The sequence below is a fragment of the Halomonas salinarum genome (assembly GCF_012062845.1).
GTDB classification, from domain to species: Bacteria; Pseudomonadota; Gammaproteobacteria; order Pseudomonadales; family Halomonadaceae; genus Onishia; species Onishia salinarum.
The window spans coordinates 12,952-33,605 of sequence record NZ_WWNB01000023.1 but is presented as its reverse complement, the minus strand read 5'-3'; the positions used below and the strand labels follow the sequence as shown (position 1 = coordinate 33,605).

20 protein-coding genes are annotated in these 20,654 nt (G+C 64.0%); 13 read left to right on the top strand and 7 right to left on the bottom strand.

Annotated elements, in window-relative coordinates; all coding sequences use genetic code 11:
* The first annotated feature begins 22 nt into the window (after positions 1 to 22).
* Positions 23 to 1,273, top strand: coding sequence for a UbiH/UbiF/VisC/COQ6 family ubiquinone biosynthesis hydroxylase (locus HF027_RS13920; protein ID WP_168016662.1), 1,251 nt, complete (start codon positions 23 to 25; stop codon positions 1,271 to 1,273).
* Positions 1,274 to 1,489: 216 nt separating this feature from the next.
* On the opposite strand, the gene HF027_RS13915 is transcribed toward HF027_RS13920, so the two are convergent.
* The 3 genes from HF027_RS13915 to gpmI form a co-directional block, all read right to left on the bottom strand.
* The gene (locus tag HF027_RS13915) at positions 1,490 to 2,794 is read right to left on the bottom strand and encodes a S41 family peptidase (RefSeq protein WP_168016660.1); all 1,305 of its coding nucleotides are present in this window, start codon (positions 2,792 to 2,794) and stop codon (positions 1,490 to 1,492) included.
* A gap of 78 nt (positions 2,795 to 2,872) precedes the next feature.
* Positions 2,873 to 4,048: a murein hydrolase activator EnvC family protein gene (locus tag HF027_RS13910; RefSeq protein ID WP_245184854.1), complete on the bottom strand. Its 1,176-nt coding sequence runs from the start codon at positions 4,046 to 4,048 to the stop codon at positions 2,873 to 2,875.
* A gap of 71 nt (positions 4,049 to 4,119) precedes the next feature.
* Positions 4,120 to 5,691: a 2,3-bisphosphoglycerate-independent phosphoglycerate mutase gene (gpmI, locus tag HF027_RS13905; RefSeq protein ID WP_168016658.1), complete on the bottom strand. Its 1,572-nt coding sequence runs from the start codon at positions 5,689 to 5,691 to the stop codon at positions 4,120 to 4,122.
* 238 nt (positions 5,692 to 5,929) lie between these two features.
* Between gpmI and HF027_RS13900 the strand changes: the two genes are divergently transcribed.
* From HF027_RS13900 to HF027_RS13860, 9 genes are all read left to right on the top strand, one after another.
* Positions 5,930 to 6,352 (top strand): rhodanese-like domain-containing protein, encoded by a 423-nt coding sequence (locus tag HF027_RS13900; protein WP_168016656.1) that lies wholly within the window; start codon positions 5,930 to 5,932, stop codon positions 6,350 to 6,352.
* A 60-nt stretch (positions 6,353 to 6,412) separates the two neighbouring features.
* Positions 6,413 to 6,922 (top strand): protein-export chaperone SecB, encoded by a 510-nt coding sequence (gene secB / locus HF027_RS13895; RefSeq protein ID WP_168016654.1) that lies wholly within the window; start codon positions 6,413 to 6,415, stop codon positions 6,920 to 6,922.
* 27 nt (positions 6,923 to 6,949) lie between these two features.
* Positions 6,950 to 7,684 carry a 16S rRNA (uracil(1498)-N(3))-methyltransferase gene (locus HF027_RS13890; protein ID WP_168016653.1) on the top strand — a complete coding sequence of 245 codons (735 nt, stop codon included), beginning with the start codon at positions 6,950 to 6,952 and terminating at the stop codon, positions 7,682 to 7,684.
* A 131-nt stretch (positions 7,685 to 7,815) separates the two neighbouring features.
* Entirely contained in the window at positions 7,816 to 8,574 is a 759-nt protein-coding gene (locus tag HF027_RS13885; RefSeq protein WP_168016651.1) for a CvfB family protein, read from the top strand.
* A gap of 150 nt (positions 8,575 to 8,724) precedes the next feature.
* Positions 8,725 to 9,720 carry a glutathione synthase gene (gene gshB, locus HF027_RS13880; protein ID WP_168016649.1) on the top strand — a complete coding sequence of 332 codons (996 nt, stop codon included), beginning with the start codon at positions 8,725 to 8,727 and terminating at the stop codon, positions 9,718 to 9,720.
* 9 nt (positions 9,721 to 9,729) lie between these two features.
* Positions 9,730 to 10,686 (top strand): energy transducer TonB, encoded by a 957-nt coding sequence (locus HF027_RS13875; protein ID WP_168016647.1) that lies wholly within the window; start codon positions 9,730 to 9,732, stop codon positions 10,684 to 10,686.
* A gap of 14 nt (positions 10,687 to 10,700) precedes the next feature.
* Positions 10,701 to 11,258, top strand: coding sequence for a YqgE/AlgH family protein (locus HF027_RS13870; RefSeq protein ID WP_168016645.1), 558 nt, complete (start codon positions 10,701 to 10,703; stop codon positions 11,256 to 11,258).
* Positions 11,258 to 11,713: a Holliday junction resolvase RuvX gene (gene ruvX / locus HF027_RS13865; protein WP_168016644.1), complete on the top strand. Its 456-nt coding sequence runs from the start codon at positions 11,258 to 11,260 to the stop codon at positions 11,711 to 11,713. Before HF027_RS13870 ends, ruvX begins: the two co-directional genes overlap by 1 nt.
* A gap of 472 nt (positions 11,714 to 12,185) precedes the next feature.
* The gene (locus tag HF027_RS13860; RefSeq protein ID WP_245184857.1) at positions 12,186 to 13,817 is read left to right on the top strand and encodes a putative bifunctional diguanylate cyclase/phosphodiesterase; all 1,632 of its coding nucleotides are present in this window, start codon (positions 12,186 to 12,188) and stop codon (positions 13,815 to 13,817) included.
* A gap of 157 nt (positions 13,818 to 13,974) precedes the next feature.
* Here the strand turns inward: HF027_RS13860 and HF027_RS13855 are convergent, their stop codons facing one another.
* The 4 genes from HF027_RS13855 to uraD all read right to left on the bottom strand — a co-directional run bounded on the left by HF027_RS13855 (position 13,975) and on the right by uraD (position 18,113).
* On the bottom strand, positions 13,975 to 15,024 hold the full coding sequence (locus HF027_RS13855; protein WP_168016642.1) for a homocysteine S-methyltransferase family protein: 1,050 nt from the start codon (positions 15,022 to 15,024) through the stop codon (positions 13,975 to 13,977).
* 406 nt (positions 15,025 to 15,430) lie between these two features.
* Positions 15,431 to 16,537, bottom strand: a complete 1,107-nt coding sequence (locus tag HF027_RS13850) for an aspartate carbamoyltransferase (RefSeq protein WP_168016641.1) — start codon at positions 16,535 to 16,537, stop codon at positions 15,431 to 15,433.
* Positions 16,538 to 16,573: 36 nt separating this feature from the next.
* Positions 16,574 to 17,404, bottom strand: coding sequence for an IclR family transcriptional regulator (locus tag HF027_RS13845; protein WP_168016640.1), 831 nt, complete (start codon positions 17,402 to 17,404; stop codon positions 16,574 to 16,576).
* 166 nt (positions 17,405 to 17,570) lie between these two features.
* Entirely contained in the window at positions 17,571 to 18,113 is a 543-nt protein-coding gene (uraD, locus tag HF027_RS13840; protein WP_168016639.1) for a 2-oxo-4-hydroxy-4-carboxy-5-ureidoimidazoline decarboxylase, read from the bottom strand.
* Between the two features lie 96 nt (positions 18,114 to 18,209).
* Here uraD and uraH point away from each other — a divergent pair, with 96 nt between their 5' ends.
* The 3 genes from uraH (at position 18,210) to HF027_RS13825 (ending at position 20,594) form a co-directional block, all read left to right on the top strand.
* Positions 18,210 to 18,560 (top strand): hydroxyisourate hydrolase, encoded by a 351-nt coding sequence (gene uraH, locus HF027_RS13835; protein WP_168016638.1) that lies wholly within the window; start codon positions 18,210 to 18,212, stop codon positions 18,558 to 18,560.
* 21 nt (positions 18,561 to 18,581) lie between these two features.
* Positions 18,582 to 19,772, top strand: a complete 1,191-nt coding sequence (locus HF027_RS13830) for a urate hydroxylase PuuD (protein WP_168016637.1) — start codon at positions 18,582 to 18,584, stop codon at positions 19,770 to 19,772.
* A gap of 72 nt (positions 19,773 to 19,844) precedes the next feature.
* The gene (locus tag HF027_RS13825) at positions 19,845 to 20,594 is read left to right on the top strand and encodes a GntR family transcriptional regulator (protein ID WP_168016636.1); all 750 of its coding nucleotides are present in this window, start codon (positions 19,845 to 19,847) and stop codon (positions 20,592 to 20,594) included.
* The last annotated feature ends 60 nt before the right edge of the window (positions 20,595 to 20,654 follow it).

Genomic DNA, 20,654 nt, shown 5'->3' with positions numbered 1-20,654 from the left:
CGTTACGACACGGGAGTACGAAATGCGGGAACAGCAAGGTAGGCCGGACGAGGCGATCATCGTTGGTGCCGGCATGGTCGGTGCGACGCTGGCATTGTTGCTGGGGCAGGCCGGCGTCGCGGTCCGGCTTCTGGATGCGCGGCCGGCAAGCCTGCCCGATGAGTCGGCCGGTCACGGACGACCCGGGCTTCGCGTCAGTGCCCTGACGCCGGTCTCTCAGCGCTTGCTGGAAGGCCTCGGGGTCTGGTCGGTGATGGCAAAGCGTCGCCTGTCACCCTACACCGGCATGCAGGTGTGGGATGCAGAAGGCAGTGGTGAGATTCGTTTCAGCGCCGACCAGGCCGGCGTGCCGGTTCTGGGCCATATCGTCGAGAATGATGTCACCCAGGCCGCGCTGGAGGAACGACTCGCCGTGCTGCCCAATGTGCGCCGCGAAGCCGGGGCACGGGTCGTCGCTCTCGAACAAGCGCCACACGGGGCGGATAACCGGCGTGTGCTTTGCCTCGAGGACGGTCGGCGCTTCAGCGCGCCGCTGATCGTTGCCGCGGATGGCGCCCGCTCGCCGCTGCGCGAAATGGCGGGTATCGAGACGGCCGCCACGGAGACCGGCCATGTTGCCGTGGTCACCACCGTGCGACTGGCTCGCGACCACGGCGGCGTGGCGCGTCAGGCCTTCCTGTCCACTGGCCCTCTGGCCTTTCTGCCGCTGCGCATTGAGGGTCGTGATGATCACTGCTCGATCGTCTGGTCGACCAGCCCCGAGGAAGCCGCTCGGTTGACTCGACTCACGCCCGAGGCGCTGGGTGAGGCGCTCGCGGCCGCCATCGATCATCGCCTGGGGGCGGTCACACCCATCGATCGCGCGGTCAGTGTGACCCTGACTCAGCGCCACGCCCGGGACTATGTGCAGCCAGGCTTGGCGCTGGTCGGCGATGCTGCCCACAGCATCCACCCGCTGGCCGGCCAGGGCGTCAACCTGGGGCTGATGGATGTGGCGGTACTGTCCGAAGAGCTACTGGCCGCCCGTGAACGGGGCGTGGCAATGGGTGATGAACGGATCCTCGCACGCTATGCAAGGCGTCGGCGCGGCGATAACGCCAGCATGCTGATGCTGATGGACGGTTTTCGGTTGTTGTTTGGCGCGCGGGCGCCAGCGTTGACCCTGGCCCGCAACCTGGGGCTCGCCGGCTTCGATCGGTTGACGCCCCTCAAGCGTCTGATGATGCGCCAGGCGATAGGCGAGCGTGGTCGCCTGCCCGTCAGCTGTCGTTAATCTGACCGTCGCCCATCTGGAGGAGCACCCAGGCCTCGTGAGCCGTCCACGACAAGGTCAGCGTGGGCCGGTTAGGTACGGCCGGTTAGGCACGGCCAGTCTGGTTCGGCCAGTTCGTTATCAGAGGTTCTGCATGAGCCGCACGGCATAAGAAAGGGCGCATCGATCCAGGATCAATGCGCCCTTTCTGTTTCAAGCCAGACCCGCCTGGGTGAGTTAATTGCCCTCGGCGCGGCGTCCGGCTTGGGGGCCAAGGACCTTGAGGGCCTTGAGCAGGTTCAGCGCTTCGCCGAGTTGATAGTCGTCGCGCACTTTCTGTGAGGTATCGGCGCTGGCACCGCCAGCGCCGCTGCCCTGGAGGTGGCCGGAGAGGTCGGCTTCACGCAGACGCCGGGCGGAGCTGTCAGCGACTTCGAGTCGCCCACGCACGACCTCTACGTCCGGTGCGATGCCCTGCGCCTGGATCGAGCGGCCGTTGGGGGTGTAATAGAGCGCGGTGGTCAGCTTCAGGCCGTCGTCGTTCCCCAGCGGCATGATCTGCTGCACCGAGCCCTTGCCGAAGCTCTCGGTGCCCATGATCACCGCCCGGCGTTGATCCTGCAGGGCGCCGGCGACGATCTCCGCGGCCGAGGCGCTGCCTCCGTTGATCAACACGACCATCGGCACGTCGGGCGCGGCGGTCTCCTCGTTTGCCGAGAAGCTCATCTGGCTGTCGGCGAGCCGCCCTTCGGTATAGACGATCAGGCCTTCACTGACGAAGGCATCGACGACATCCACTGCCGCCTGCAGCACGCCGCCGGGATTATTGCGCAGATCCAGCACCAGGCCATTCAGGTCGCCCGCTTGCTGCATGTCATCAAGGGCCTCATTGACCTGCTCGCCGGTGCTGCTCTGGAACTGGCTGATGCGCAGGTAACCGTAACCAGGCGCCAGGAACTCGTGCTTGACGCTCTCGGTTCGAATCACCTGGCGCTCAAGGGTCAGCTCACGGGGCATGCTCTCGTCTTGGCGCAGGATCGTGATGCGAATCTCAGTGCCGGGCTCGCCGCGCATCAGCTCCACCGCTTCCTGCAGCGACAGGCCGTCGGTTGCCGTGTCATCGATGCGCAGGATGGCATCCTGAGACTGAAGGCCAGCACGGGCCGCGGGCGTATCATCGATGGGCGCAATCACCATCAGCTGGCCGTCGCGCATGCCCACCTCGATGCCGATGCCACCGAACTCGCCCTCGGTGGACTCCTTGAGGCTCTGGAATTCCTGGGGGTCGAGGTAGGTCGAGTGCGGGTCCAGTTCGCTGAGCATGCCCCGCATGGCGTTGTGCAACAGGGTGCTGTCGTCGACCTCATCGACGTAGGTGCGCTTGATGCGCTCGAAGACCTCGGCAAAGGTCTGGACGTCGGCGACGGGCAGGTCGTCATCGGATGTCGGCGACTGTGCGGCCGCCGGCAGTGCCAGCAGGGCCGTGCACAACCAGGTCGTGAGCATCCGGGTCGTGAAGATAAGGGGGGCCTTGACGCGCATGCGGTCTCCGGTCGCGGAACTGGGGGCGATGCCCCAGCATAGCGTTACAGTGGGGCGGGAATCCATTGATGGTAGTGACTAGCGTCGGGCGATCCATTGCTCAGGATCGATCGGCTCGCCGTGACGGCGCACCGCGAAATAGAGCGCCGGGGTCGAGCGACCGCCACTGACGCCGACGACGGCGATGGCCTGGCCCGCACTCACGGCGTCACCCGCGGACACCGTGAAGTGCTGCAGGTGCGCGTGCAGCGTCATCACGCCGTCGCCGTGATCGATGATCAGGAGGTTACCAAAACCGCGCATCCAGTCGGCGAATACCACGCGCCCGGCATGTACCGCCTTGACCGGGCTGCCCGCGGCGGCCTTGATCAGCAGGCCGTCGCGGTCGACCCCTTCGCCGGCACCGAAGCGTGACAGTACCTGGCCCTGAGTCGGCCAGGGCAGTTCGCCGCGCGTCGAGTCGATGGCGGTGGTCGGCGGCGGTTGCTTGAGCGCCGCTAGGCGTTCGCGCACCTCGCCGAGGACCTGCTCGGCATTCTCCCGTTCTTCCTCGAGGCGTGCCTGACGCGAGCGGCCTCGGCGGATATCGGCATCCAGCTCGGTGAGCAGGGCCTCGCGCTCGGCTCGCTTCGAGGCAAGCGTCCGGCTGCGTGCCTCGACTTCTTCACGCACCCGGGCCAGCTGGTCGATCTGGGTAGTGAGGGCCTGGCGGTTGTCGGCCAGTCGCTCGTTCAGCTCTGCGAGCTCGTCCAGGCGGGCCTTGCGCGCGCGCGAAAGATGATTGAGGTAGGTCTGCAGGCGATCCAGCCGTGTCGGGTCGTCCTGATTGAGCAGCAACTTGAGCTCGGGGCTGACGCCGAGGCGGTAGAGGGCGTCGAGCTGTTCGGCGAGGGCTGCCTCCAGGGCGCGGCGTTCGTCTTCCAGCAGGCGCTTGCGCTCCTCGAGATCGGCGATGGCATCATTCAGCGAGCGCCGCTTGGTCTGCAGGGCATCCAGCCGGCGGTGTGTCTCGGCGAGTGCCGTCTCTATCTCGGAAAGGGCGTCGGCCGCATCGTCGCGTGCCTCGCGGCGCCCCGAAAGCTCACGCTCCAGGGCTTTAATGTCTTTGGCCAGCGCATCCACGCGTGCCTCGGCTGCCTCTTCATCAGGGGCGGCCATGGCGGGGGCGCAAAGGCCGGTGGTCAGACCGGCGATCAGCAGTAACGACAGCCCGCAGCGGGGTATCGCCGACAGCGCATCGCTGAGTCGAAGCAAAAGACGACGCCCCGCCGTCGGGGACGGGGGGCGCCGATAGGTTGACGAAGCATGGTGGAAGCGAGGCGGCATCACGACAGTTCGGTCAGCACCTGGCCGGTCATTTCCTCAGGGATCGCTTCGCCCATCATGGTCAAAAGGCTCGGTGCCAGATCGCTCAGTCGGCCATCGTCGCGCAGCTTGGCCTGGCGCTTGGTGACCCAGATCAGCGGTACCTCGCAGGTGGTGTGCGCGGTCTGCGGTGCTCCGGTATCCGGATTGACCATCTGCTCGGCGTTGCCGTGATCGGCGGTGATCAGGCACTCGCCGCCGACACGCTCCAGGGCCTCGACCACGCGGCCGATACAGGCATCCACCGCCTCGACGGCCTTGACGGCGGCATCGAAGTTGCCGGTATGGCCGACCATGTCACCGTTGGCGTAGTTGCACACGATCAGGTCATAGCCGCCGCCATCGATGGCTTCGACCAGCTTGTCGGTGACCTCGACCGCGCTCATCTCGGGCTTCTCATCGTAGGTCTTGACGTCCTGGGGCGAGGGGATCAGCTCGCGGGTCTCACCGCTGTAGGGCTCCTCGCGACCGCCGGAGAAGAAGAAGGTCACGTGGGCATACTTCTCGGTCTCGGCGATGCGCAGCTGGGTCATGTCGCGCTTGGCGATGACCTCACCCAGGGTGTTGGTAAGCTCTGCCGGCGGGAAGGCGGCCGGCGCCGGGATATCGGCGGCATACTGGGTCAGCATCACCAGGCCATCGGCTGCTAGTGTGGGGCGTGCCTGGCGCTTGAAGCCCGAGAAGTCGTCCTCGGCGAAGGCGCGGGTCAGCTCGCGGGCGCGGTCGGCGCGAAAGTTCATGAAGATGGCGGCGTCGCCGTCGGCCATCATCACCGGCTTGCCCTGGGGGCGAATGCTGGTAGCCGCCACGAATTCATCGGTTTCGTCACGCGCGTAGGCGGCCTCGAGGCCCTCGGCCGCTGAGGCGGCGACGTGCTCGCCCGCCCCTTCGGTGGCCACACGGTAGGCCTTTTCGACCCTATCCCAGCGGTTGTCGCGATCCATGGCGTAGTAACGGCCGATCAACGAGGCAGTGAAGCCATTGCCTTCGCCGACCAGCTCGGCGAGCTTGGCATCGGCGCGCTCGATGGAGGCCTTGGCACTCTTCGGCGCGGTATCGCGGCCGTCGAGGAAGGCGTGCAGGTAGATCTCTTTGGCGCCACGGGCGGCGGCCAGTTCGGCCACGGCAAGGATGTGATCCTCATGGCTGTGCACGCCACCGGGCGACAACAGCCCCAGCAGGTGGACGGCGCGGCCGGCCTCGATCGCGGCGTCGATCGGCGCGGTCAGGATGGCGTTGTCCTTGAGGGTGTCGTCCTCGACGGCCTTGGTGATGCGGGTAAAGTCTTGATAGACGACACGCCCTGCGCCCAGGTTCATATGGCCAACCTCGGAGTTACCCATCTGGCCGTCGGGCAGGCCGACATACTTGCCGTCCGTATGAATCAGGCTATGGGGATAGTCCCGGCCCAGGCGGTCCATTACAGGGGTGTTGGCGGCGGCGATGGCGTTCGATTCAAGCGTATCGCTGTGGCCATAGCCATCGAGGATAATCAGGGCCACCGGGCGTGGGCGGGAATTGGCATCGGACATGTAAAGGCCTCGTTGGTAAACGTCGGAGAGTCCCCGGTCGGCGCTGCCGGTCCGGGGTCGCGACTCACGGCTCCTTCGGGCATCATATCCTAGGGCGGTGCACAACGTCAGCCGCCCGGGTGCCAGACGCGTCAGGACGCCTTGTGTATACTGGGCGCCGCCCCGGCGGCGGGGCATCCAGTGACTCCCAACAGTGATTCACAACACCAGTTATTTCCAACGAGAGTGTTCCGGACCCATGATCGATCAGTTGTTCGAATTCGTGCAGAACCACCCGCTGCTGGTGGGTGCCTTCGTGATCGTGCTGGCGACCTGGATCGCCTATGAAGTCATCCAGGGCGGCCGCAACGGCGTCGACACCAGCGAAGCTACCCAGCTGATCAATCGCGAGGACGCGGTGGTGCTCGATATCCGCGATGCCAAGGACTTCAAGCAAGGTCACATGACAGGTGCGCGCAATATCCCCCAGAGCAAACTCGACAATCGCCTTAATGAACTCGACAAGTTCAAGGACAAGCCGGTGATCGTGGTCTGCAAGCAGGGCCAGGCCTCCGGTGCGGTGATCACCAAGCTGACCAGTGCCGGCTTCACCCGGGCCTACAAGCTCAAGGGCGGCATGGCCCAGTGGCAGGCAGATGGTCTGCCGGTGGTGCGCAAGTAAGTCGCTGCGCGCCCCTTCAACCCCTTCATATCAATACGCACGCTTCAAGGAACAAAAGCCATGGCGGAAGACAATAATCCAACCACTGCTGGCGCCGAAGGTGCCGCCTCTGGCGAGCAACAGAACCAGCCGCAGTTCTCCCTGCAGCGCATCTATGTCAAGGACATCTCCTTCGAGTCGCCGAACTCGCCGGGAGTGTTCCAGCAGCCGTTCAAGCCCAAGGTCAGCCTCGACCTGAACACCACCAGCAGCCAGGTCGGCGAAGGTCTCTATGAGGTCGTGATCAAGGTGACGGCCCAGGTCTCTCACAGCGAGACCGGCAACACCTCCTTCCTCGCCGAGATCGAACAGGCTGGCCTGTTCCGCATCGCCAACATCGAAGGCGAGCAGCTCGAGCACACCCTGGGCGCCTTCTGCCCGAACCTGCTGTTCCCCTATGCGCGCGAGTGCATTGATAACCTGGTCAACCGTGGTGGCTTCCCGCCGCTGATGCTGGCGCCGGTCAACTTCGAGGCGATGTATGCCCAGAAGAAGCAACGCCAGGCTCAAGCCAGCGAGACCACCCAGTAAGATGCGCCCGACCGTCGGAGGACGGCCATGAGCGGCCCGCGTATCCATGTCGCCGCCGGCTTTGATGCCGGCGGCGAATTGGTGCTGCCAGAGGGCCCCGCGCGTCACCTGGCGGTGGTGCTGCGCTTGAAGGAAGGCGCAGCACTTACGCTATTCGATGGCGCGGGCCTTGAGGCCAGTGCGGTACTGGTGGAGGTCACCCGCAAGCGCGTGGTGGCGCGGCTCGACTCGGTGGCGCCGGGGCGTGGCGAGTCGCCGCTCGGGGTGCATCTGGGTCAGGCGATCTCCAAGGGCGATCGCATGGACTACGCCATCCAGAAGGCGGTGGAGCTTGGCGTGGCGGCGATTACGCCGCTCTACACCGAGCACGGCGATGTGCGTCTCAAGGGGGATCGGGCGGCCAAGAAGCTGGCTCATTGGCAGGCAGTGGCCGCCAGTGCCTGCGAGCAGTGCGGCCGCGCGACGCTGCCACCGGTGCATGAACCGAGGGCGTTGAGCGACTGGCTGGCGGCCCGCAACGAACCCCTGCGCCTGGTGCTGCACCCCGCCACCGAGGGTGTCTTCGACCCCAACCGCCAGGCGGCGCTGCCTGACAGGGCGGCGCTGCTGATCGGCCCCGAGGGTGGCCTCTCGCCAGGCGAGGTCGAGCGTGCGCTGGCCGGTGACTTCGCCCCGCTGACGCTGGGGCCGCGTATTCTGCGCACCGAGACCGCCCCGGTCGTGGCCCTCACGCTGCTGCAGCACCATTTCGGCGACCTCTAGCCAAGCCGGCATTATCCTAGGGTGTGACGCTTGGCACGCCTGTTGAGCGCCTGCATGGTTGGCGCATACTGTTCCCTTCTGTTTCCTTTGTCTCCATTTTCGCTATACACGGCTTCGCCCAGGATCTACCCATGACTCGATCTTCTCAGGATCGCCCCGCCCCTCGTGGCTCTCGTGATTCGGCTAATGTTAGCGCTGCGCCGCTGGCCGAGGTCGGCCAGGTGGCCTATCTGGAGGTGGTGGCGGTCAACAATACCGGCGCCTTCCTTGGCTGGGGCCGCCCCAAGGACCTGCTGTTGCCCTTCAACGAGCAGCCCTATCGCCCGACGGAGGGCAAGCGCGTGCTGGTGATCATCTTCGAAGATGATCAGGGCCGGCCCACCGCCTCGATGCGGCTGGATGACTTCCTCTATGACAGCGTCGATGAAGCCCAGCGGGAAGGTGGCCTCAGTGAAGAAGCGGCCAACGCCATGGCACCCGGCAAGACGGTAACGCTGGTCATCGGCGATCGCACCGAGCTGGGGCTCAAGGCGGTGGTCGAAGACCGTGTCTGGGGCCTTCTTTACCACGGTGAGCTTCCTCGTCAGGTGCGTCGCGGCGAGCGTCTGACCGGCTACGTGAAACAGCGGCGCGAGGATGGCCGCCTCGACCTTTCCCTTATGCCGGCGGGCGGCGTCAAGCGCGATATGGCCACCGACAAGGTGCTGGCGGCCCTCGATGAGGCGGGCGGTTTTCTACCGCTGACCGACAAGAGCCCGGCGCCTTCGATCAAGGCCCGGCTGGGTGTCAGCAAGAACGCCTTCAAGCAGGCGATCGGTGGCCTCTACAAGGCACGCCAGATCACCCTGGAAAGCGATGGCATCCGCCGGCGCGAGAACGACGAGGACTGATGCCCTGTCGGGATGTCGGCAAGCGCCGTCGATCTTGGTGATGATCGCGCTGCTGCGGCATACTGCGCCCATCATGCCCGTTGCGGCATTCCTCCTTAGCCGAGAGCCATCTCGATGAACGAGCCGATGAACACGCCCAGGAACGAGTCGATGAACACGCCCACGCATGCATCACGGGGCGAGCGTGCCCTCAGGATCGGGGTGGTGATGGATCCCATCGCCGACATCAGCTACAAGAAAGACACCACCCTTGCCATGTTGTGGGCCGCCACCGCACGCGGCGCCTCGCTTCACTACATGGAGCAGGAAGATATCTATTTGCGCGACGGCCGGGCCCATGCGCGGCTGCGTGACCTCGAGGTCTTCCACGACCCCGAGGACTGGTATCGCCTCGGCGAGCCGGTAGCCACACCGCTTGCCGAGCTCGACGTGATCCTGATGCGCAAGGACCCGCCGGTTGACGGCAACTTCCTCAATGCCGTGCACCTGCTGGGCTTCGCCGAGCGCGAGGGCGTGCTGGTGGTCAACCCGACACGGGCACTGCTCGAGTGCAACGAGAAGCTCTTCGCCCAGCAGTTCCCCGATTGCTGCACCCCGACATTGGTGTCCTGCAGCGAGCCGGTGCTGCGCGCCTTTCAGGCCGAGCATGGCGACGTTATCTTCAAGCCGCTGGATGGCATGGGCGGCAGCGGCATATTTCACGTGCTGCCGGACGGGCGCAACATTGGCGCCATCATCGAGACCCTGACCGAACGCGGTCATCGCCAGATCATGGCCCAGCGCTATCTTCCCGAGATCAAGGACGGCGATACCCGCATCCTGCTGGTCGATGGCGAGCCGATTCCCTATGGCCTGGCACGGGTGCCGATGGCCGGCGAGACCCGCGGTAACCTGGCCGTCGGCGGACGCGGTGTCACTCGTGAGCTGACCGCGCGTGACCACTGGCTGATCGAACAGGTGAAGCCGATGATCCGCGAGAAGGGGCTGTTGTTCGTTGGCCTCGATGTGATCGGCGACTACATCACCGAGATCAACGTCACGAGCCCCACCTGCGTACGCGAGATCGACGATCAGCGTGGTACCGACATCGCCGGCACCCTGCTGGACGCTATCGAGCGTCGCCTCGACGCCCATCGGGCCGGCTAGCGTCTGGTCATGGCAGGGCTCGGTGATGTTGTCGGTGTGCCCGTTGGCGTGGCCTCTCTGGGGGGCCATGCCCCGGTGACTCGTGGCTATCGCCATGCCCTTTCCTGGGCGTTGGCGATTGGCCTGCATCTCCTGTTGCTGGCGCTGTTTGCGACCTTCTCGCTACCGACGACAACGTCGGCCCCTTCAATGACCTCGAGTCTTGATGTGGTGCTGGTCAGTCGCCCGGCCGTAGCGCCCGAGCAGGCCCGCGCGATTGCCGAGGCGGCGCAGCAGGAAGCGAGCCGTGATACTGAGCCTGAAACAGCGCCTGAGCCTGCGACGCAAGCCGCCAGCGCAGCATCCTCACCCGGACAAGCGTCAGAGCAGGTGCCCGCCCCCTCACCAGCGGACACCGTCGATGCGGTGCCTGAGGCCACCGAGCCCGAGGTGGCATCAGAGCCCGAACCGGCCGCTGAAGCTGTCTCTGATCCTGAGCCCGAGCCTAATCCCGAGCCCGCCGCACCGGCACGTGAGCCTGAGAATGAGACCAAGGCGTCGTCACTCTCCGGCCGTGAGCTGGCGGCCAATGCGACGGCCTCGCTGCGCGAGCAGGACTTCACCATGAGCGAGCAGTCTGTCGAGCTTGCCGACCGCGAACAGCAGGCCGCCCGCGAAGCCGCCGAGGCTCGCTATGTGGATGCCTGGACACGTCGGGTGCAGGACTTCGGCAATCGTTTCTACCCAGCACCGCCGGATCTGGATGGCCAGTTGAAGGTGCGCGTGGTCATCGACCATCAGGGGAAGCTCCTGCAGGCAGAGGTGGTACAATCGTCGGGACATACCGAACTCGACCAGGCGGCGCTGGACACCATTCGTGGCGCTGCACCTTACCGGCCCTTCGACTCTGGCATGGCCGGTCTCGACCGCCTGTCCATCAGTCGCGTCTGGCGGTTCGGCACTGGCAATGAATTCGGCGTACGTTGACGCCCGGGAGGCCCATGCAAAGCTTGAAGCATCATTTTCTGCTGGCGATGCCCCATCTCGAAGATCCCAACTTCGCGGGCAGCCTGAGTTATCTGTGTGATCACGACGACAATGGCGCCATGGGGGTGATCGTCAATCATCCTCTCGACATGAGCCTCGATGCCTTGTTCGAGCAGCTGGAGCTGGATGCCAGCGACAGCAAGCACCGCAATGCCCCGGTCTATTACGGTGGCCCGACGCATCAGGATCGCGGCTTCATCCTGCATCGCGGCTCCAGCAAGCCCTGGGACTCCAGCATCCAGGTCGACAACGACGTCGCCCTGACCACCTCGATGGATATGCTCTCGGCGATGGCTGAAGGGCGCGGCCCCGACGACTTTATCGTCTGCCTGGGCTGCAGTGGCTGGGAAGCCGGCCAGCTCGAAGACGAGCTCAAGGACAACGCCTGGCTGACCGTCGAGGGCGGCAGTAACATTCTCTTCGAGACGCCCGCGGAGCAGCGTCTGAACGCCGCCGCCGGTGTCCTTGGCATCGACCTGAACCTGATGAGCCGCGAGGCGGGACATTCCTGATGGCCAACCCAGGCGAACGGCTGATTCTGGCCTTCGACTTCGGCACCCGGCGCATTGGCGTGGCAGTCGGTAACGAGATGCTCCGGCGCGCCACGGCCCTGGAGCCGCTGCCGGCCCGGGACGGCATCCCCGATTGGGCCCAGGTCACGCGCCTGATCGAGGAGTGGCGGCCGGATTTGTTCGTGGTCGGCCTGCCGATCAACATGGACGACAGCGAGTCTGTGATGAGCACCCGCGCCCGCAAGTTCGGCAACCGGTTGTATGGGCGTTACGGCAAGCCCTGCGAGATGGTCGACGAGCGCGGCTCTACCCGTGAGGCCAAGACCTTGGCCCGCGAGGCCGGCCATCGCGGCAATTATCGCGAGGACAGCGTCGACGGCCTCGCCGCCGCGCTGATTCTCGAAGGCTGGTTCGCCCACGACGAAGGCCTGCCCGGCGGGCGCACGAGCGGCTGAGGCGAGTAAGGCAGGCCAGGAAGGCGGTCGTTGCCCCTCACCCCTAGGCACATCCCTGCAAGTGCCCCCCGTGTTGGCCTCGTGACCGGAGGCCGTCAGGCCTTCAATGCCGTGGCGGAGCCCTCCGCCACGGCGGATTCCCCACCCGACATGGCCGCGCACCGCCCCGAGCGTTCTGCCTCTCCGGGGTCTAGAGACGAGGTCGACAGTGGCCCGGCGCCCTCGGCGGAAGGGGAAAGGATGCCTCTGCCGGGCGAGTGCCTTTTCGGATTATTCTTATAAATCAGGCAGTCACTGCAAGGTGGCGCAGGTATTTTGTCGATGTCATATCAATCGTTTAATTTTGTAAATACGATGCCATGAGGGATGACCGACCACTGATTTATCCTAGATAGATCATACGTATTGATTACGGAGGCCAAGGTTGGAGTCAGTCAGTCTACTGAAGTCCAGGATATGGCCTTGGCGCGTGATGCCGTATATCGCCAATCGCCATACCTTTCGGTGCGGCGTGATCGTGCTCCTCTTGGGCCTGGGCGTCTGGATCGTCTATGCCACGGGCGGGACGGCGTATGCCTATGCCTACCTGATGCTGATCCCCGTGTTGCTCGCCGCCGCCTGGTATGCCTTGCCGGGTGGCTTGTTGACCGCACTTGTGGTCAGCATCTCAATGACGATAATCCCCCTGGATGTCGGGCAGGGTATCGAACAACATTATGCGAACTATCTGTTACGCATTGCCTTTTACTTGGTCATAGGCGGTACCGCGGGGTGGTTGTTCCAGTCGCGGCGCCGGGCGTTCCTCGCACAACATGATGCCGCTCGCACCGATCAGCCCTCTGGCCTCGCCAACCAGGTCGCCCTCGGTGAGGATCTTCACGTAATGCTATCTTCCCCGGTGTCGCCCGTCGCAACGACCGGGCTGATCAAGGTGAAGATCACCGATATAACGGACGTCATTGAAGCTCTGGGCCTAGAGGCCGCCGATGAGCTGGTCATCGCGATGAGTCAACGGCTTTGCGAGGCGATTCGTGGGGGAGGACAGGTTTACCGCACCGGCCCCGATGAACTGGCTCTGGTCGTGATGGATGTAGCACCGAGTGATCTCGATACCATCAGCCAGCGGCTCCTCGAGGTCGGTGAAGAGAGCTTTCTGATATCTCAGGTGCCTGTTCGCGTCCAACTAGCATTGGGCTGCACCATCTCAGAAGACCATAAGATACCGTCAGAACTGCTCAGAGAAGCACGTACCGCCCTCTTGGCCTCCATCCGGCTGCGGCGAGGGTATACGCACTTTAGCCCGACCTTCGACCAACGCTCCCTGGAGTCCTTCAAGCTGATCGCCCAGGTGAGAGAGGGCTTGGCCGCGCGGGAGTTTGAGCTGCATTACCAGCCCAAGATTTGCCTGGCTGATGGCCTGGTCTGTGGGTGCGAAGGACTGATCCGCTGGCGAGGGAATGGCGGCAGGCTTATTCCGCCAGCCCATTTCATGCCCAAGGTGGAAAGCACCTCGCTGATTGGCCCGCTCACCAGCTTCGTGGCACAAACCGCCAGTGCGATCTCCCTGCAGGCTGGCACCGAGAACAAGGTGGCGATCAATGTGTCCGTCCATAACCTTGCCGATGACGCTTTCCATGACCTGTTGTCGGACCTCATCAACCAATCCTGCTTGAGGCCGGACAATCTAGAAGTCGAAATCACCGAAAGCGGCTTGATGGATAATATCGAGACCGCAAGGGTTGCCATTCAGCGCATTCGCGATCTCGGCATCGGCGTGAGCATCGATGACTTCGGTACCGGTTTTTCCTCGTTCGAGTACTTGCAGCACCTGCCCATCACGGGCCTCAAGATCGACCGTACCTTCGTCATCAGCCTCGAGGGTGACGAGCGAGCGCGAAAGCTGATGGCCTGCATGATCGATATCGGCCATGCCTTGAATCTGGTGGTGACCGCGGAAGGGGTGGAAACCCCGCAGCAGGCGGAAATCCTGCGTCAACTGGGCTGTGACCAGGCCCAGGGATTTTACTACTCACCGGCTCTTCCGGTCACGGAGTATCACGACTGGTGCCGAGATTATCTAGGCTCTTTGACACGTGAGAGGTGACGGCGTCAGCTGGCCTTTCTTCCAGAAGCCGGACCACCGTACAAAGCGGCCACTGTCTGGGGTCTAGTTGGAAGCCTGACAGTAAGCGATTACGCGGGCCCTCGTGAACGAGGGCCAGGTGGGTAACTCAGATCAACGGGGCCCTATCTGTCTCTTGTTAGGCCTTTTCACCCAGGGAGGCGATATGGTCCGGCAAGCGATCGTGGGAGCCGTACATAAAGTGGTTCTCCATGCGCTCTGCAAATTGGGCGGCTTCCGGTTCACGCCCCACTGCCATGGCCACCTCACGCACGTGCATCGGCGATGCGCCACAGCATACGCCGAGATAGTTGACGCCCTGAGCATGAACGTTGCGAGCAAAGGCACCGAGTTCGTAGCGGTTGCAGAACAGCGGATCCAGGGCGGTCGGGAAAGGACGGCCGTGGGGAGATGGGCAGCCGCACCCCTGATCGTCGGAGAGGTTGAAGAAGGTCGGCTCCTGCTCGGTGGTGCGATAGGTCACGGGTAGCGCCGCCACATGGCAGGTAACCGCATCACGGACCTGCTGGATCCAGGGCAACATGGTGTCCGGTCCTCTGAAGCAATTCAGGCCGACCACGCTGGCTCCCTGCTGCTCAAGCGCGACACAGGTCTCCACGATGCCGGGGCCATCGATCATGCGGTTCTCGGCCATCGGCGCCAGGGTGACGACGGCAGGCAATCCTTTGGCCTTGATCGCTGCCAGGGCCGCTTCGGCTTCTCCGGCATAGTAGAAGGTTTCCGCGATGATGAAGTCAGCGCCTTCCTCGACGGCCCATTGCACCATCTCGTCGAACATGGCGCGCACGCTCTCCTGGGAGGCCGGATCTTCAGGGTCCCAGACGTTGCTGTTGGAAATATTGCCGGCCATCAGGTTACCGGCCTTTTCGTCGGCCACCTTGCGCGCAATCTTCAGGGCAGCCCGGTTCAGCGGTTCCAGCAGATCTTCCTTGCCGATCACCCTCATTTTTTCGCGGTGGCCGTTGTAGGTGAAGGCCTGAACAACATCTGACCCCGCATGCTGGAAATCGCGGTGTAGCGCTTCCAATGCGTCCGGGCGCAGCAGCGCTACTTCGGGCACAAACTCACCGGCAGAGAGATAACCGCGCCGTTCAAGCTCGAACAGAAAACCCTCGGCACAAATGAGGGGACCCTGGTCGAGTCGTTGGGTAATCAGATCGTGTGGCATGAATGCCTCCAAGGGGGGATGTGTCTTCAATTGGCTGTATTCTGGCAGCCCTTTAGCCTCCACCACCAATGAAGAATTCCCGCCATGAAGATGAATCCAGTTCATTCAAAACCGGATTTCTAGCAGAAAAATGAATATTCGCTAGACGCTTTGACGCGTTAGAGGTGAGGGCGCCAGCTGGCCTTTCCTCCAGAAGCCGAACCACCGCACAACGCAGTACTGTCTGGGTGCTAGTTAAATGACAGAACACATGTTTGGTTAGATCTTGCCGAATAGAATGCTAGGGTTTCGCGCCTTATCTTTCTGGTGATTTTTCAAAATGATGGGCGCCCCAGTCGCCAACATTAAATGGCCCGCTCATTGAGCGGGCCGTTGTCGTTAGGAATATCGGAAGCGGCGGCGAGAATCAGCCGCGCAGGTCGTCGACGCCGACGGTATCGGGTACGAACCAGGGCACATCGCGCAGATCACGCTCGATCAGGTGATCGACCTTGAGCAGGGTGGCAAATATCGCCATGCGCACGGGAATGCCGTTGTCGGTCTGGCGGAAGATCGCCAGGCGCGGGTCGCCGTTCAGGTCGACGTCCAGGTCGTTGGCTTCGGGGCGGCTGTCGCGGGGCAGCGGGTGCATGACGATGGTGTCACGCTGGCAGTAACGATCCATGAAGCCGCGATCGACGGTGAAGTCTCGGGACAGGCCGCCGAAGCTCTCGCTCATCTCGGCGGTGAAACGCTCCTTCTGGATGCGGGTGGTGTAGACCACATCCAGGTCGCTGAAGTCGCTGGCCAGGCTCTCGCGAGTCTCGACCCGATGCCCGCGGTTGCTCACCAGGTCGACCAGGTGGCTTGGCATCTCGAGTCCCGGCGGGGCGACCAGGGTGATGCGCATCGGCTCGTACAGCGACAAGAGCTTGATCAGCGAGTGCACGGTGCGCCCGTGCTTTAGATCGCCGGTCAGCAGAATATGCGCGCCGGAAAGCGACTTGCCGAGCCGAGTGAATTCCTTGTCGATGGTATAGAAATCAAGCAGTGCCTGGCTCGGGTGCTCGCCGGGGCCATCGCCACCGTTGATCACGGGTACGTTAGTGGCCTGGGCAAATTCAGCGACCGCGCCCTGCTCCGGGTGACGCAGCACGATGGCGTCGCAGTAGCCGCTCATCACGCGGCTGGTGTCGTAAAGCGATTCACCCTTGGCCATCGACGAGAAGGTGAAGCCGGTGGTGTCGCATACGCTGCCGCCGAGCCGACTAAAGGCGGCGTGGAAACTGACGCGAGTCCGGGTGCTGGCTTCGAAGAAGAGGTTGCCGAGCACCGCTCCCTCCAATACGCGGGTGATCTTGCGGCGTTGGGCGACCGGTTCCATCAGCGCGGAGACGCGCATGAGGTGATCGACATCGTCGCGTGACAGGGAATCGACGGAGAGGAGATGGGAGCTCATCGCGGGCCTCGGCTGGCTGGATACGGTGGGGGCTAGTGTACGCTGCGTGGCGCCGCGCTTCAGCCTTGGCGTCATGCGCGCGAGGTGTTTAGCGTGCTCGCCTGTTGGTGCCTAGATTTCGCTAGCGGGCCGCCGGCCGCCCAGTTGGGCGGTGATCTCGTCGGCGGCCTCGCGGACCAACTGGCCGAGCTCGTTCAAGCGCGTTTCGGGGATACGAGCCATGGGGCCGGAGACCGAGATCGCCGCCAGGGGGCGGCCATGCTCGTCGTGAATCGCCGCGGCCACGCAGTGTAGGCCGATGGCGTGTTCTTCGCGGTCACAGGCATAACCCGCGCGGCGTATCTCGGTCATCGCCGACTCGAGTGCGGCGGGGGTATCCAGGCTGTTGGGGGTGATGCGTGGCAGGCCGTGAGCGTCGATGATGCGCGCTATCTCGGCCTCGGGCAGCCAGGCCAGCAGCGCCTTGCCGACGCCGGAGGCATGCATCGGCGCCCGCGAGCCCAGCCTTGTGATCATGCGCATCATCTGAGGTGATTCGGTCTGGGCCAGGAAGACGGCCTGGCCGCTGTCTTCGATGCCGAGGTTTGCGGACTCGCCGCTGGCCTCGGTCAACCGGCGCAGGAAGGGCCGGGCAGTGGCGATCAGGTCGCGAGCCTCGAGGAAGGCGTTACCGATACGGAAGGTCTTGACGTCGATGTACCAGCGGCCGAGTTCGGTTTCCTGGGTGATGAAGCCCTGGCCGTGGAGCGCCTGCAGTAGCCGGTGGGTGGTCGAGGGAGCGAGTTCCATGCGGGTGGCGATGTCCGAAAGCACCAGCCCCTGGGGTTCCGTGGCCAGCACCTCGAGGATGTTCAGCCCGCGCACCAGCGACTGGCTGTGGCCGCCGCCGGTCTTGCCTGTGCCGGCGGGGCGTCCCACTGTCTTGCGTTTGCCGTCTGTCACGCCTTGCTCCTCATGGCCTGCCTGATCGGCTCACAGGATACCGCCTGGAAGGACGTCTGTCGTGAGAACGAACACGCCTTCCTCTGTGTCACGTGAGGCCCTCGCGTTCCTTTTGACCTCCCTTCTGACGTCGCGACCGAGTGACTGCTGCCGGAGGCGGCGATGCTCAGGCCTCAGCGCGCTCCACTAGCCGTTGCCTTGCGATGCTGTGGATCTGCGCGATGGCGGTACGACGTTCCTCGTTCGGCGTATTGTCGAGCCGGGCCTCGAAGGCGTCGAGGATGGCGTGGCGATCCTTGCCCCTCACCGCGATCACGAAGGGGAAGCCGAAGCGTCCCCGGTAGGCGGCATTGAGGCGTGTGAAACGCTCAAGCTCCTCGGGGCTGCATTGATCGAGGCCAGCCCCGGCCTGTTCCTTGAGCGAGTCGTCGGTGAGTTCGCCGGCCAGTGCCGCCTTGCCGGCGAGGTCCGGGTGGGCCCGAATCACGGCAAGCTGCTGTTCTTCATCAGCCGCATCAAGGACGCTGGCGAGGTGCCCAGCAAGACCATGAACACTATCCTCGTGTTCACTGAGGCCCTTGTCCCAGGCCGTTTCGGCGATCCACGGCGAGCACTCGTAGAGATCGCCGAAGCTGGCGATAAAGGCCTGCCGGCTGAGGTGGCTGGGGCGGGGGAAGAGCGGGCAGGCGGTGGAGGTAGGGTCGACCATGGTGACTCCTTTGCGCAGCGGTGGAAGATATGCGATACAGTAACTGTATACAATAATCAGGGGCGCGACACGTCTCGATCACCCACAGGAGGTTTCATGGGGTATCTGACCACCCATGTGCTCGACACCGCCCGGGGACGTCCGGGCCGCGGCATTCGCGTCGAGCTCTTTCGTCTCGACGGCGAGACCCGCACCCACCTCAGCGATGCCGTGACCAATGCCGACGGCCGCTGCGACTCGCCGCTTCTCGAGGGCGACGCCTTTAGGCAGGGCGAATACGAGCTGCTCTTTCATGCCGGTGACTATCTCAACCAACAGGCACAGGCCGCCTCGGGTGTCTTTCTCGAGCGGATTCCGCTGCGCTTTCGGGTTGCCGATGCCGATGAGCATTACCACGTCCCTTTATTGCTCTCGCCCTATGGTTATACCACCTACCGCGGCAGCTGACGCGCCCCTCAAGAGACGCTCATGGATTATCTTCACGACTGGGCCAACCTGCTGCTGCGCTGGGGTCATCTGATCGTCGGCGTGGCCTGGATCGGTGCCTCGTTCTACTTCAACTGGCTCGAGAATCATCTCGAGCGCCAGAAGACATCGCTTAATGAGGGGGTGGCCGGCGAGCTGTGGGCCATCCATGGCGGCGGCTTTTACCACCTGCAGAAGTACGAGCTGGCGCCGCCGAGCCTCCCCGAGCCCCTGCACTGGTTCAAGTGGGAGGCTTACACCACCTTCCTGACCGGCTTCGCGCTGCTGTGGGTGGTCTACTATCTGAATGCCGGCACCATGCTGCTGCCGCCGGGCTCCGCCATGGCGCCCTGGCAGGGGGTGCTGCTGGGGCTTGGCGTGGTGTTCGGCGCCTGGTTTGTCTACGACGCCCTGTGCCGCAGTGCCCTGAGTCGGCACCCGACCTGGCTGGCGCTTAGCGGCTTTCTTTTGCTGGTCGCGCTGACCTGGGGGTTGATGCAGGTCTTCAGCGGGCGGGCGGCCTATATCCATGTCGGTGCGGCAATCGGCACCTGCATGGTCGCCAATGTCTTCCGCGTGATCATCCCCGGGCAGAAAGCACTGGTGAGGGCGATGCAGACCGGCGCCGAGCGAGACCCGGCTCATGGTCGCCATGCCCTGCTGCGCTCGCGCCACAATAATTACCTGACCCTGCCGGTGCTGTTTTTGATGATCAGCAGCCACTACCCCATGACGTACGCATCCGAGTGGGGCTGGCTGGTGCTGGCGGGGCTGATGGTGTTCAGCGTGCTGGTGCGCCACTACTTCAATATTCGTCATCTGGCGGGTCGCAAGGTGTGGGTGCTGCCCGCCGCCGGCCTGATACTGGTGACCCTGATGGCGGCGATGGCGCCTGGTTCTGCTCCGTCGCGGGAGGCCACCGACGGCGAGGTAGACGCTATCGCCTTCAGTGAGGTGTCGGCCATTGTCGAGGAGCGCTGCGCCGGTTGTCATGCCGCTGTGCCGAGTTTCGGTGGTTTCGCCGCCGCACCGGCCGGCGTACGGCTGGACAGTGGCGAGCAGATTCGCCGCCACCTGAAAGCTATCCAGCGCGTTGCTGTCACTACCCGTTATATGCCGCTTGGCAACGTTACCGGCATGACGGACGTCGAGCGGGCCACCGTGGGTGCCTTTATCGAGCATACTGCTCCATGATGGGGCGGTGTGAGCGGGCAAGTCATATACAATGGTCACTTTAGTGAGGGCAGTCTGCAGCGAGGAGTGGACATGAACCAGCGCCAACGAGGGCCCGAAGGCAAGGGGAGTCCTGCTCCGAAGGCGGCGAAGCGCCGGGGCAAGAACGGCGATGGGGCCGAACGCCACGAAGCGATCTATCAGTCGATCAGCGATGCCATCATCGAGCATCGCCTCAAGCCCGGGGCACGGCTGCGCGAGGATGCCTTGTCTGAGGTCTTCGGCATCAGTCGCACCGGCATTCGCAAGATTCTGCAGCGCCTGGCGCTGGAAGAGCTGGTCACCTTGACGCCGCGTCGCGGTGCCAGTGTGACGCGGCCTACCGCCGCCGAGGCCAAGGATGTCTTCGATGCCCGCCAGATGATCGAGTGTGGCCTGATGCCCGAGATCGCCCGGCGCATCACCGCCGCCGACCTGAAGACCCTGCGCGATATGGCAAGTCGCGAGCGCCAGGCCCTGAAGGCCGGCGAGCAGAGCGCCGCGATCAAGCTTTCGGCAGCCTTCCATGGTCATCTGGCACAGCTTTCCGGTAACGCGACCCTGGCGGCCTTCGTCGAGCGCCTGTGCTCGCGCTCCTCGCTGATTCTCGCGGTCTATGGCAACCCGGGCCACCTGGGCTGCGGCTCCCATGATCACGATGACCTGCTCGGTCACCTCGAGCAGGGCGACGGCGAGCGCGCCAGCGCGTTCATGAGCCGTCACCTCAAGGCTATCGAGGCCTCGCTCTCCCTTCAGGCCGAGGAAGAGGAAGCGCCGGATCTCTACTCGATCTTTTCGCACTGAGCGCACCCGCGCCGAATGTCCTCAATGCAAAAGGCCCTCGCCATTGGCGAGGGCCTTTCT